The organism is Paenibacillus endoradicis, from assembly GCF_024721975.1.
In genome coordinates this window covers 260,309-273,876 of the sequence record NZ_JANQBB010000007.1, presented here as the reverse complement: position 1 = coordinate 273,876, position 13,568 = coordinate 260,309, and the positions used below count along the sequence as shown (strand labels likewise).

The following is a 13,568-nucleotide window of genomic DNA, read 5'->3' as shown; positions in this document are numbered from 1 at the left end:
CCTTCCTTATTGTGTAACCATTGTTCCTCTTAATTGTGGCAAAATATCTGCTCCAAAGATTTTCAAATCCTCCACATAATCAGGGAATGTAAGCATCATGCCATCTATATTTGTTGCTTCAATAATTTCTTCAATACGATTTTTAATCGTTTCTACACTACCAGAAATAGTTTCTGTCATAAATGCGCTTTTTGCACGTGCAACCATTGAATTTTCACGACCATCTGGATCAAGTCCATAGCTACGAAGCATCCCTTTAATCGCACCTTCATCTGCGCCTTCTTGATAATGCTTCATTCGTTCTTCAGCATGTGCATCTGTCTCGCCAGGAATAATCGTAAACATCGCATAAGTTTTAATTGTTTTGTTACGTTCTGCTGCCATATCTTTGGCACGTTTACTTACAGATGCTAATTCCTCAAGATCACGCCCACCGATAAAGCATGCATCACCTTCATCAATAGTAAAGCCCATACCTTTCTCAGATTGACCCGCACAGATGATTTCCGGTCTTGGTCTTTGAATTGGTTTAGGTAACGATTCACATTCCTCAATATTGAAATATTGTCCATGATGAGTAACACTATCTTCATTCCAAAGACGTTTCACTACTTGCATCCATTCTTTAGCTAGATCATAACGTTCCCCATGACCAAGATGTTCTGGCCACATCCCCATTTGCTGGAACTCACCTGCAAACGAACCAGACACTACATTCATGCCAACACGACCACCACTAATTTGATCAAGTGTAGCGAACATTTTTGCAGCTACTGCAGGGTTATATAATAATGTATGAACGGTAGCATAAATTTTCACACGCGATGTCGCTTCAGCAAGACCAGCCATCATCGTCATAGACTCTAATGATGTTCCCCAATGATTCGTCGAACCACCGTATCCCTTCCATTTCGCCATGGACATTACGAAATCTAGTCCGAGTTCCTCAGCAATAAGAGCTGCCTTTTTATTAATCTCATAGCCACCATCTAACTTAGGAGTGTTCTCAGAAATAATCCATCCTCCATTAGTAATTGGTAGAAACACTCCAAAATCCACGTTGTTATAATCGATTGTCGTCATACTATATCTCTCCCTTTTCTTTTATGTCCTTAATTATTCGGGCCAAATTAGTTGTTCACCCTCATAAATTGCATCAATATAAGTGTTATTCATCACTTTATCTACCGTTACTTTTTCACGAATTACACTCGCTCCGAATAGAATGTCAATCTCACGTTCCCATTGTTCGTTCGTTTGCCATGCTACTCCATGACCTGCGATACGAGAGTTATTAACGATATCAAGTTCAACAGACCAACGATTTGTTTCTGTTGCAAGATCATAAACGGAATCAGAGCGATTTGATAAAGCCTCTAATGATTTTTCTGGATTTTCTGCTGCATAGTCATGTGCTTTCGACACTGCTCTTAGAAAATCTTCTACTACAGTAGGGTTTTCAGTTGCAAACTTATCGTTCACTGCCAGTACACCAAATGATGTTTCAGCCCCAAATTGACCAGGATCAAGTATCGATACTTCTACGCCCATTTGTTTCATTAAGTATGGTTCATTGGATTTGTATACTGTTAAAGCATCTACTTTCCCTGCACTTAGAACAGTTGGATCGTATCCTACAGATACTCCTTTAACAGACATTACATCCACATCTGATTGATTGAACATAGCTACAATATTTGCTGGCAACGCCCCATGATATCCGATCGTTTTACCTACAAGATCTTTCGGCTCTGTAATCCCTGAATCCTTCATAACCATAATCGCACTTGTGCCAGTTCCACCAAATGTTGCAATCCCCTTAATACCTGCACCATTTACCGCTGACTGAATAACAAGACTCGGCGTACCTGCTGAGGCAATTTGTGCTTGACCAGCAGCTAGAAACTTCATTCCTTCTGCATCTAATCCTGGGATAATTTTCACGTTAAGTCCCATTTCTTCAAAGTAACCAAGTTCAGAAGCCATTACAACTTGGATATCTGGAGGCGATGCTGCGTAGTAGAATCCTGTAATATAAGTAATTTCACCAACTGCCTCATTCAGAGCTTTTCTAGCTGCCCAATCCATAACACCTTCTTCTGCGGCTTCTGATGTTTCAGGTGCCTTAGGCGTTATCGGTGCTTCATTTGCCTTTCCACATGCTGATAGTACCAACACGCTACAAACCATCATTACCATTAACATCTTAAAAAGCTTTGTCTTTCTCTCCATCTCCAAAACCTCCACTTTTTTTGTATTTTGATAATAATATGAAGTCCAACAACGTATTACTCGCATCTCTCTCTACGAACGATTTTCACTTGATACATGCCAAGATAGTGCTTTTCGTTCAATAAAGCGAACAATATTCGTAAGACAAATACCCATAATAGCTAGCATGCAGATCGCCGCAAACATTCGTTCTGTTTGCATATAGTTACTAGACATCATAATAATGTTACCTAGTCCCTCTGTAGAACCACTCCATTCGCCTACTACTGCACCCATGACACTCAAACTTACACAAGTTCTTGCTGCTGAGAATAGATAAGGAAGACTATTAGGTAAGCGTAGCTTGAAGAAGATTTCACGTTTATTGGCATGTAGCGATTTCATATATTCTAGATGGTTTTCGTCTATTGATCGGAAACCTACAATGGAGTTCAATAACATCGGGAAAAACGTAATAATGGATGCGATTAATATTTTGGGTAAGGCATCAAAACCGAACCATAGTATAAAAAGTGGCGCGATAGCCATTATTGGCGTTACATTAGCTAGAACAGCTATTGGTAATAACATTCTTTCCAAAAGTGGAGAGTGAGCCATAAATATTCCAGCAATTAATGCTACCGTTAAGCCTAGAAAGAAACCTGCTAATGCTTCATACAAAGTTACCCATGCATGTGGTAAATAAAATGAGATTGAAGTGAAAAATTCGATGATGACTGCTGATGGTGCAGGTAAAGTTACAGGATTAATATTGAACAACCTTACTGCTAATTCCCATAGTAAAAATAATGTTGCGAAAGCAAAAGTTGGTGGTAAGTATGTTGACTCCGTAAACTTTATCTTTGCTTTCTTCAGCAATGAAGACTCTTTACTTTTGTGTTCAATATTGGGCCTTACCATAATCGTTGCTTCTCTAACTGCGCTTCTCACAGTCATCACTCCCCTTCATGAATAACCTCAACTTATTTCCATCTGTCTCGTAGGTAGCCTCTAATTTCAGTTACATATTGATGAAATTCTTCTGTATCTTCAATCGTTGCTTGGCGTGGTCTAGGTAAATTAATATCAATCACTTTCGACACTTGACCAGGTCTAGCAGACATAACTACCACTTTGTCTGAAAGTAGAACTGCTTCACGTAAACTATGAGTAACGAATAGCACTGTCTTTTGATGAGCTTCCCAAATATGTAGTAACTGGTAGCTAATCATTTCTCTCGTAATTTCATCTAATGCGGAGAATGGTTCATCCATTAGTAGAATTGGCGCTCCTGAGCCAAATGCTCTTGCAATTCCTACGCGCTGTTGCATACCACCTGATAATTCTTTGGCATAAGAATTAACGAAATCACCCAACCCTACGGATTGAAGTAGTTCAATAGGATCCTCTCTATCTTCTACTTGAATGCCAACTCCTTTTGTATTTACTTCAAAAGGAACATTCATATTTTCTAATACAGTACGCCATGGAAATAATGCTGGAGATTGAGGTACAAAACCAAACTGTTTTTGGCTTTGAGCACCTAGCGTTGACATTCCTCCAATAGTTACTTCACCTTGATCTACATCCGCTAATCCACCAACGATTCGTAACAATGTAGATTTTCCGCAGCCGCTTGGACCAATCAGACTTACAAATGTACCTTGTTCAAATTCAAGATTAATATCACGCAATGCTTCAGTTACTTGACCTCTTCGTTCGAAAAATTTACTAACGTTTTTAACCTTGATGTAAGTCAAATTAGCTCACCACACTATTATTAAATATTTAGTTAATAAAAATTAACTATTTGATTAATTCGATAACCAAATACTATCATCGCGCCACTTGCACGTCAACTAATATGACACGACATATAATATTTTTGTTTTTTTGTATAACATTCATTATTTTATATCATATTTATTAACTAATTTATGTGATATATAACAAACATAACATATACATAACACAATTAAGTAACTATAACTGACACATTGATAGTGCTTTTACATACTATGACAGCTCATCGCCTTCCGAGTATCATTTAACTACCTTACTACTACCTGGCTATAACCTTTCTACTATCTTGTAACAACAAAAGGTGATATCGACTTAATTCAAGTCGATATCACCTTAATACTTGCTCGTTAATTACACATATTGTTTAGCTTGGAAATGACCTATCGCTGGACGTTCTAACCCTAAGTGTTCCCGCAATGTATTACCTGTATATTCCCTGCGGAATATTCCTCTGTCTTGCAAGATTGGAATAACATGATCTACAAACTCATCTAAATTACCCGGCAATACAGGCGGCATAATATTGAATCCATCGCATCCGTATTCCTCAAACCATAACTGTATAAGATCAGCTAACCCTTCATACGTCCCAACATATTGTAAATGTCCTCGTGCACCAATTAAGCGACGGCCTAACTCTAGAATAGAAAGATTATCTCTACGTGCTGTATCCATAATTAACTGAACACGACTCTTCATCCCATTCGAAGCTTCTACTGGGTCAGGAATATCTGGTAATTGGCCATCTAATGGATAACTAGATAGATCGAAATTAAGCATACCCGATAACATCGTGACAACAGTTGCTGGTGGAATAAATGACTGCAGCTGTTCATACTTCGCCTTAGCCTCTTCTTCAGTCGCTCCAATGATAGGTGAAATACCAGGCATGATCTTCAAACTTCCAGGTTGACGACCATGTTGTACAAGTTTTGAATTAACGCTTTGATAGAAAGCTTGCGCAGCTGCTAAAGATTGCTGAGCAGTAAAGATGACTTCACCAAAGCTCGCTGCAAATTCTTTTCCTGGTTCAGATGATCCTGCTTGAATCAAGACAGGGTAGCCTTGTGGAGGTCTCGGTACGTTCAATGTTCCTTTCGTAGAATACCATTGCCCTTTATATTCAACCTCTTTTATTTTAGTTTGGTCTGCAAATCGAGCTTGCTCACGATCAACAATTAAGGAATCGTCTTCCCAGCTATCCCATAGTCTAGTTACCACTTCAGTAAATTCTCTAGCCATTTCATAACGAGTTTCATGAGGTGGATGTTTCTCCCGACCATAATTGTAGGCTTCGGTATCAAGCTGAGAAGTAACAATATTCCATCCTGCTCGACCATTACTTATATGATCAAGTGTAGCGAATTTACGAGCTGTGTTATACGGTTCATTGTATGTGGTTGATACAGTAGCTGTTAAGCCTAACTTCGTTGTTTCTACAGCTAAAGCAGACATGACCGTCATCGGATCGAGCATGCCAGCAGCGGCTTGGTCTGCTCCCATAACATATAACAAATCAGCTAGAAACATCATATCGAATTTGCCGCGTTCAGCAGTTTTTGCAACATTGCGATAGAATGAGTAATCAAATATCTTCTCAGCACCTGATTCTGGATGTCTCCAACCATAGTGATGATGACCTGTATAATATATAAATGCACCTAAGTGAAGCTCATCTTTTCTTTTGCTCATCTTTATTACTTCCTCTCTGTAGATCTTAATTATCCTTTGAACGTGTCTCTCCAGCGTAGCCATCTCTTCTCAAGTAAGCGTGTTGCTGAATCTGATAGTTTGCCGATAACTGCAAAAATCGTTATTCCTACAAATACTTTATCTGTCTGCGAATACGCTCTTGCATCTTGAATCATATAGCCGATGCCTGCACTTGTACCCATCATTTCCGCTACAACTAGCACTAGCCATGCCGTTCCTAGCGACAATCTCACGCCTAGTAATATGTTGGGTAGTGCAGCAGGAATAATTAACTTGGTTAACAACTGTAGTCTAGAATATTGCAATATTCTAGACACTTCATACAATCTCAATTCGACGTTGCGAATACCAAGAAAAGTATTTACGTATAAAGGAAAGAATGAACCTAATGAGATCATTAATATTTTAGAAAATTCACCTACACCAAACCACAATATAAATAAAGGAATTAATGCTAATAAAGGAATCGTACGTAGCATCTGAATTGATGGATCAATCGTTTTCTCAGACAATTTCCCTAGTCCAGTAAATAACCCAAGTAGCAGACCCGCTACAGAACCAAGTAGAAAGCCAACTCCTGCACGATAAGTGCTAATCGCTAGATGCTCGAAAACCTCACCACTTTGTACAAGATTCCAAAATTGCGCAATAATAACGGATGGTGCAGGTAATAGTTGAGGGGATATCCAATGAAGACCTGCGGCAATTTCCCATATAGCAAGAAGCAGTAAAGGAATAATCAATCCATGTAATGGTCTAGGTATTATCGCTAACCAATCTCTTCTAGCAGATCCTTTAGATGTAGTTGCCTCTGTTAACCCATTACTCATGATTTCCCCTCCCTGCCATAGCTATCTTGCCATCTCAAGCAACGCTTCTCTACCCATTTCACAATTGAATCCGTCACTTTTCCAGCAATGGCGAACACAATAATTCCGACAAATACAACCTCTGTCCAAGAGAACGAACGAGCATCATTAATGAGATAACCAATTCCCGAACTTGCGCCCATTAATTCTGCAACCACTAATCCTAACCAAGCAACACCGATAGATAATCTAGTTCCGAGCAATATATTAGGCAATGCTGCCGGAATAATTAACTTCGTTATTAATTGCCATTTGTTAAATTGTAAAACTCGACCAACATCGAATAACTTCGAATCTACAGACCGGATACCTAGAAAGGTATTTACATAGAGCGGGAAAAAAGCACCTTTAGCGATTAATAGCAGCTTAGATGTTTCCCCAAAACCAAACCATAATATAAATAGTGGTGCAATAGCTAAATGCGGTAACGTACGAAGCATTTGTAAGGATGGATCGAGTAATCGTTCTGTTTTATACGAGAAGCCAACCCATGTCCCCATAACTAACCCTAAGCCACCACCAATAATAAACCCCCAAAATGCTCGCCATACGGATACACCAAGATGTTTTACAAGTTCACCTGAAGCTGTCAAATTTACGAACTCCGTAATAATCTGACTTGGTCTCGGCAATAGAATCGGATTCAATTTGCCTAGCATTCCTGCAATCTCCCATATCACAACGACGAGGACGGGCAAGAGTAGACCAAGCAATACATTCGTAGTTGCAATAGATAGACTTACTCTATTTCGTTTCTGTTTACTTTGCCTGATTGGACTTGTAACAACCTCACTTACCCCTGCCTCCATAGGTTCCATCCCTCTCTCTTAAAACGCAACAACTTCTCTTCTTATTCCAACGGTTCTTGCAATGCCGCATTAATAAATTGATTATCTACAATATCAGCGACTTTAATTTCTTTACGAATATTTTTAATCTCATATTGGAAATCTGCTGTTTTCTGCATTTCTGCTATAATTTCATCACTAACTGCAATATTGATCATTCTGGCGCGATCAAACGTTCCAGCTATTATCTCTACTGGAATATCGCGTTCTGCAGCATAGCGTTCCAGTGCTTCATCTTCATTAGCTAATTCCCAAGCTAATGTTTTATTAATTAACTTTTGATATAGCGTAATAAGTTCAGGATAGTCATCTACAAATGCAGTTCTCGCAATCGTGAATGAAGGCGATAATACACCTAGTGATTCACCATCTTCTAGCACTTTCGCTTTTCCACTTGCACTATTAAGCGTAATATAAGGATCCCAAGTTGCCCAAGCGTCAACTCCGCCTGACTCAAATGCTGGTTGAGCTTCATCCGGTTGCAATTGAATAACTTCTACATCACTATCTGATAGATTAGCATCTTTCAACCCACGATAAAGGAAGTTATAAGCATTACTACCTTTAGTCACTGCTATCTTCTTGCCTTTCAAATCAGCGAGTGAAGTTGCCGTGCTATCACTCGGAACTAGAATAGCTACATTGTTCGTCCCTTCTAACATTTGCGAAATAATTGTGAATGGGATACCTGCCGCTTGACCAGCAACAACTGGCATATTACCTAATGAAGCAATATCTAACTTATTAGAAGCAATAGCTTCTGTCATCGGTGGACCACTTTGGAATTCTGTCCATTCTACTTTGACACCTAGCTTTTCAAATTCTTGCTCAAACCATTTCTCTTCTCTTGCTTTGCCGAATATACCACCGCTACCTTGCACTCCGATTTTAATCGTTACGCCTTCATAACTTTTCGCTTTATTACCAGTTTCTCCATTAGTAGCATTCTTTGGCTCTGTATTATTTCCAGCACAAGCTGTCAGCGCCACCATCATCACTAGTAATACCGATACAATAACGTTAAATTTTCTCATCATAATCTCTCCTTTATATTCCTATTGGATGTATCTATATTTCTTATATCCCTGCCCCAATATCAAGCGTAGGTTCTTCCACCTTTTCAAATTCTCTTAACACTTTGGCACGTAGCTCTTGAAAACTGTTCTGTGATCTCTTTCGAGGAAAAGGGAGAGCTATCGGTAGTACTGATCTAATATGTCCTGGTCGCGGATTCATAATAATGACTCGTTCACCGAGAAATACCGCTTCATCTAGATCATGAGTGACAAACAGCATCGTTGTTTTATTCTTCTGCCATATATCAAGTAGTACCTCTTGTAAATGTGCCCTTGTAAATGCATCAAGCGCACCAAAAGGTTCATCTAGTAACAACACATCTGGTGTTCGTAATAATGCTCTTGCTATAGCTACCCTCTGTGCCATACCACCAGATAGTTCTCTTGGATATGACTTTTCGAATCCTTTCAACCGAACCAACTCGATGAGCTCATCTACTTTCTTTCTAACTGCTGGATCTCTCAATGATAAATTCGCAGCAATATTTTTCTCTACCGTTAACCAAGGGAATAATCTTGGCTCTTGAAAAATAAATCCTTTTTCAATGCTAGGACCAGCAATTGGTTTTCCATTCAGCAATACATCGCCGCTATATTCTGTATCAAGCCCCGCTACGATTTTCAACAATGTACTCTTACCACAGCCACTAGGACCAATAATCGTTATAAGTTCACCTTTAGCAATGGATAATTGAATATTTTGAAGAGCGATAACATCTCCGGATGGTGATGAAAATCGTTTATTCAGTTGTTTCATGACTAGTATTTCTGTCGACATCATTAATCGCCTCCCACTCATTCCTTATAATGCTTACCCGTTTACTTGGTTATAAAACTAAAAAAAAGGAGATTATTCAACGTAAACAAGCATCCCACATATCCGCTTAGATATGCTCGATGTGTTCCATTGTAATAATCTCCAGTTGTCTGGTCGATTTATGGATATTCATTTTCAGCTACAAAATGAATATTGATTCAATTTGTTATGACGTTATTTTATCAGCAGGCTTTATAAATTGTCAAACATTTTTTTATACATATTCCCATTTGAGCTAAATCGTTCAAATAAGATTATTGTTTCTCGATCAGAAACTGGAGACATAAATAATTTGATAATATTTGAAATTTCAATCTTTATCGGAATAACATAGTTTGGTGCAAGTTGCAGTGTTAAACCTTGGATTAAACTTACAAAGTAATAAGCGAGCTGATGTGGATCGCCAGCTTTAATAACATTTTGTCGTTGTCCTTGCATCATAATATTAGCCATCGGCAGTAAGTTTTCTGTAAATCTACGTGTAGCTATTACTTTAAGCTCATTACTAACTCCATCATTCATTCGTATACTATGAAGCATCAGCGTAAATGCCCAGTTATGATTACTTTCAATCCAGCTGTAGCATATCGCATATAGTTTTTCACGCGGGTCTAAGTCTGCCTGGGAAAAGCGCTCCACCATTGCACCATAATTTTGTTGACCACGTTGTAATAATTCACCAAAGATTATGTCCTTTGATTCAAAATAATGATATATATTACCAACACTCAATCCTGCTACTTTAGCAATTTCTTTAATACTGGAAGAATCAAGACCGCGTCTAGCTATCGTATTCAATGCTGATTCCAAAATATGCTCTCTTCTTGATTCTCTTTGTTCAATATCTCGCTTTATATTTCTTGGTGACACCCTTTCTCCTCCTAACTTATTTGATATGCTCCATATTGTAAATTAGTTATACAAAAATAGCTACAGCTTATAAATAGTAACAGCCCACAGCCAGTTTCTAATGGCTGTGGGCGATAATAAACTATTCCGTTATTAATTCATAAGCTGATATATGCTTAATTTTTCTAGCGATTAGCATGGAAACCACATATGCTAACAGTGTAATCATAACGCAGAATACAATAATCACTGGATAATTGACGACAAAATTCACACTACGAATACCTACACTAGAGAGTAGCAGTGCTAATAATTTGTTCGTGTAAAAACTACCAAGGACTCCCCCAATTACTACGCCAATGATAACAACAGGTACAAAACTCCATGCAATTTGGTTCATAAGCTGTAGTGTGGTATAACCGATTCCCTTCAATATCCCAAATTCTTTCTTACGTTTTGTAATGATCGTCTTAATAACAAGATATAGAATAAGAATTACAACTAACATCGTAGTTACAAGAATAATAAGCATAATGAAAAATACCGCCGAACTATACATTCCCGTCTGACTATCTATCGTTTCATCTACATTAATAATATCTTCTAACGTATCTCCGTAGCTTTCTTGAATCGCTGTAATAATTTCCGAATTGTCGACACCATCAGAGTATATATGGAAGGTGGAAGGTTCATATTCAGAAATATGATTCGTAATACCTTCTAGTGTAATTGCAGCAAATTCCCCCATAAAATTAATAGATTGACTTAAACCGGTAATAAGATAGGAATGCGATTGTTGACCTACTGAAACAGTAACCGTATCTCCTATATCCTTTTTAAGCAACTGCGAAACAGACCATGAGATTGCAATTTCATTATCATATTGAGGCGCTCGACCTTTGTAGACCGTGTTGTTATTAAGCTTGCTGTAATCATTAGAGATTTGGGTATAGAAACTTTGATTATCAATATCCGTTAAGATGATATCAAGAACAGTTACCTTCTCTATGCCTTCAATTTGCTCTATTTTTTGAGCTAACTCTGTTTCATTACGATTACTCACAACAATAACATTCGAAGTTTCTGAGCCCACCATGTGAATAAAAGTCTGTTTTTCTTTAGCAATATTATAATATAGTACAATCGAAAATACGGAAGCAAACGTAATCGCAGTGACGATAATAACTAACATTATATTTTGCTTTATATTAGCTAGCAACGTTTTACTTGCTAATAATAGGTGAATGGAGCCATTCATTTTATCCAAAGGAATATAATTTTTTCTAAAGTTATGAGTATGAATACCTCCACGTAACGACGATACAACAGTCAATTTTCTTATTCTATTCGTTGAGATTAATATGACGATAAGTACTAAGAGAGTGATAAGTACAACACTACATATATTGATTAAGCCATTGAAACTTGCATGCCATACTAATCCTGTTAGCGATGATATTACTTCACCCAATAAAGGATTTATAAGATAAGAACTTGATACACCCAAAATACTAGCAATGCATGTAATCGATAGAAATTGAATCATGATAGAAGCGATAATCTGATTATTCGTATATCCGAGCGCCTGCAGTATTCCGATATTAACCATATCGTCTTCAATACTAGTACTTACTCGGAATTTGATGACTATTAAGGAAACTAAAACAATAATAGTAGCGAACGCCACGAGAATCATAGCGATGATATTGATTGTCATTGAACTAGACGTCTTCACTATATTAATCTCATTATCCCAATAATACCCGTTAAATTCTCCTGCTTGCAATTGCGGAAAACTTCTTTTAAAGTCAGCAAGAAGCGTTGATGCTTGTGATTGATCCTCCAACCTTACGGAGAGTAAAACAGCTAACTCTTTCACTTCTAACTGTTGAGATAACATATTGTATGTGTTATCTGGTAAATAGACCTTCATCAATCCCATATTATTACTACCAAGCATAGTTGCTTCAAAAAATGCTGCAATACGATACGTATAAGTATTATCTCTATAGTTAATTGAAATAGTATTACCTAGTTGGTAACCGCCACTAGTGTTGAAAATATAGGGTAAATAAATATCATTATTTTGTACAGTATCAAGTTGTTCAATTATTGCTAATGGCGCTATCTCTCTTTCCGTTTTCGCATTAAGAAAGGCTAAGCCATGACTCATATCACTTCCTGCATATTGGAAGAGGGCAGAATTCATTATTAAGGTTTGTTCTACTGCTATCTCACTAACTCCATCGTACGAAGAGAAATATTGTTCGTAACTTTGATCATAGTTAGCTTGATCAATGACGACGGCTGCATGTGCATCACGAAGCTTCGTTACTTTATCGTCATAAAAAGTATTCATCTGGGTAATGATTGTAATCCCCAGATTAAGTAGCATAGACGCTAAAAATATCAATATGAATAAGGATGTAGTAGCACTTTTATTATGCTTTATATTAGCGAAGGCAAGGTTAGTAATTTTCATACTACCACCCCATTTCAGTTAGAAATGTCTTTAACTTTTCACTTCGCCCCTGATTATCCTTCGCATCATATGAATCTAATCGTAAATCACCACAAATCGTTCCATCACGCAAATAAATAATGCGATTTCCTCTTAAAGCAGTTTTCACATCATGCGTAACCATAACAATACTTTGCCCAGACCCATTAACCATCGTCATAATATCAAGGACAGAATCACTTGATGCTGAGTTAAGTGCACCTGTCGGCTCATCTGCAAACACAATCTTTGGACTATTAATTAATGCTCGCACAATTCCAACTCTTTGAGCTTCACCGCCAGATAATTGTGAAGGGTATTTTTTCCATGAAACTTCAGATAAACCGACGCGTTGCAATAGTTCTTTCGCTAGCTGTACAATCTTCTTTTTGTCTTGTTTCACTAACAAACCACTCGTCAATATATTATCTAACACACTCATATTGTCCAATAAATGCATCTGTTGAAATACAAATCCACAATGATTCCTTCTGAAGACCGCAAGCTGATCATGATTAAACGTTGAGATTTCTTTTCCTTCGAATCTTATTTCTCCCAGAGTAGGTTTATCCATACCACTAAGTGCGTACAGCAAAGTTGATTTTCCAGACCCTGAGCTCCCCATAATAATAGTAAAATCTCCTTTATAGAGATTCATATTTAAGTTTTTCAATACATGCTGTTGTAAGCCTTGATTAGAAAATGTTTTACACAACATTTTTGTGCTCAATACAACACTTGGCATAACATTGTTCTCCCTTTTATACTTAATTGTCCCTTTCGCTTAATCCCGCTTCGATAAGCAAACAAAAAGGACTGTATCGTTGTTACAGTCCTATCATACATAATCAATCCTTAGTTAATCTTTGCTCAATTCTTAAC

General features: G+C 37.6%; 12 protein-coding genes. All 12 read right to left on the bottom strand.

All coding sequences use genetic code 11. The annotated features are described in order from the left end of the window. Positions 1 to 6: 6 nt before the first annotated feature. The 12 genes from NV377_RS21565 to NV377_RS21510 all read right to left on the bottom strand — a co-directional run bounded on the left by NV377_RS21565 (position 7) and on the right by NV377_RS21510 (position 13,431). Positions 7 to 1,083, bottom strand: a complete 1,077-nt coding sequence (locus NV377_RS21565) for an LLM class flavin-dependent oxidoreductase (RefSeq protein WP_258202866.1) — start codon at positions 1,081 to 1,083, stop codon at positions 7 to 9. A 33-nt stretch (positions 1,084 to 1,116) separates the two neighbouring features. Then, positions 1,117 to 2,232 (bottom strand): ABC transporter substrate-binding protein, encoded by a 1,116-nt coding sequence (locus NV377_RS21560; protein WP_258202865.1) that lies wholly within the window; start codon positions 2,230 to 2,232, stop codon positions 1,117 to 1,119. Positions 2,233 to 2,304: 72 nt separating this feature from the next. Beyond that, entirely contained in the window at positions 2,305 to 3,162 is an 858-nt protein-coding gene (locus tag NV377_RS21555) for an ABC transporter permease (protein ID WP_258202864.1), read from the bottom strand. Between the two features lie 32 nt (positions 3,163 to 3,194). Next, on the bottom strand, positions 3,195 to 3,971 hold the full coding sequence (locus tag NV377_RS21550; RefSeq protein ID WP_258202863.1) for an ABC transporter ATP-binding protein: 777 nt from the start codon (positions 3,969 to 3,971) through the stop codon (positions 3,195 to 3,197). Between the two features lie 394 nt (positions 3,972 to 4,365). Continuing rightward, on the bottom strand, positions 4,366 to 5,706 hold the full coding sequence (locus NV377_RS21545) for an LLM class flavin-dependent oxidoreductase (RefSeq protein ID WP_258202862.1): 1,341 nt from the start codon (positions 5,704 to 5,706) through the stop codon (positions 4,366 to 4,368). A gap of 29 nt (positions 5,707 to 5,735) precedes the next feature. Further along, complete coding sequence (locus NV377_RS21540; protein WP_258202861.1) at positions 5,736 to 6,557, bottom strand: ABC transporter permease; 822 nt, start codon at positions 6,555 to 6,557, stop codon at positions 5,736 to 5,738. Further along, positions 6,554 to 7,405: an ABC transporter permease gene (locus NV377_RS21535; RefSeq protein ID WP_258202965.1), complete on the bottom strand. Its 852-nt coding sequence runs from the start codon at positions 7,403 to 7,405 to the stop codon at positions 6,554 to 6,556. Before NV377_RS21535 ends, NV377_RS21540 begins: the two co-directional genes overlap by 4 nt. 41 nt (positions 7,406 to 7,446) lie before the next feature. After that, positions 7,447 to 8,481: an aliphatic sulfonate ABC transporter substrate-binding protein gene (locus NV377_RS21530; RefSeq protein WP_258202860.1), complete on the bottom strand. Its 1,035-nt coding sequence runs from the start codon at positions 8,479 to 8,481 to the stop codon at positions 7,447 to 7,449. 40 nt (positions 8,482 to 8,521) lie between these two features. Further along, the gene (locus tag NV377_RS21525) at positions 8,522 to 9,298 is read right to left on the bottom strand and encodes an ABC transporter ATP-binding protein (protein WP_258202964.1); all 777 of its coding nucleotides are present in this window, start codon (positions 9,296 to 9,298) and stop codon (positions 8,522 to 8,524) included. Positions 9,299 to 9,529: 231 nt separating this feature from the next. Beyond that, on the bottom strand, positions 9,530 to 10,207 hold the full coding sequence (locus NV377_RS21520; protein ID WP_258202859.1) for a TetR/AcrR family transcriptional regulator: 678 nt from the start codon (positions 10,205 to 10,207) through the stop codon (positions 9,530 to 9,532). A 121-nt stretch (positions 10,208 to 10,328) separates the two neighbouring features. Further along, complete coding sequence (locus tag NV377_RS21515) at positions 10,329 to 12,668, bottom strand: ABC transporter permease (RefSeq protein ID WP_258202858.1); 2,340 nt, start codon at positions 12,666 to 12,668, stop codon at positions 10,329 to 10,331. Between the two features lies 1 nt (position 12,669). After that, entirely contained in the window at positions 12,670 to 13,431 is a 762-nt protein-coding gene (locus NV377_RS21510; RefSeq protein ID WP_258202857.1) for an ABC transporter ATP-binding protein, read from the bottom strand. Positions 13,432 to 13,568: the final 137 nt, after the last annotated feature.

Coding starts and splice junctions, on each gene's coding strand:
- NV377_RS21565 (WP_258202866.1), bottom strand. CDS start 1,083: ATGACGACAATCGATTATAACAACGTGGATTTTGGAGTGTTTCTACCA.
- NV377_RS21560 (WP_258202865.1), bottom strand. CDS start 2,232: ATGGAGAGAAAGACAAAGCTTTTTAAGATGTTAATGGTAATGATGGTT.
- NV377_RS21545 (WP_258202862.1), bottom strand. CDS start 5,706: ATGAGCAAAAGAAAAGATGAGCTTCACTTAGGTGCATTTATATATTAT.
- NV377_RS21540 (WP_258202861.1), bottom strand. CDS start 6,557: ATGAGTAATGGGTTAACAGAGGCAACTACATCTAAAGGATCTGCTAGA.
- NV377_RS21535 (WP_258202965.1), bottom strand. CDS start 7,405: ATGGAGGCAGGGGTAAGTGAGGTTGTTACAAGTCCAATCAGGCAAAGT.
- NV377_RS21530 (WP_258202860.1), bottom strand. CDS start 8,481: ATGATGAGAAAATTTAACGTTATTGTATCGGTATTACTAGTGATGATG.
- NV377_RS21525 (WP_258202964.1), bottom strand. CDS start 9,298: ATGTCGACAGAAATACTAGTCATGAAACAACTGAATAAACGATTTTCA.
- NV377_RS21515 (WP_258202858.1), bottom strand. CDS start 12,668: ATGAAAATTACTAACCTTGCCTTCGCTAATATAAAGCATAATAAAAGT.
- NV377_RS21510 (WP_258202857.1), bottom strand. CDS start 13,431: ATGCCAAGTGTTGTATTGAGCACAAAAATGTTGTGTAAAACATTTTCT.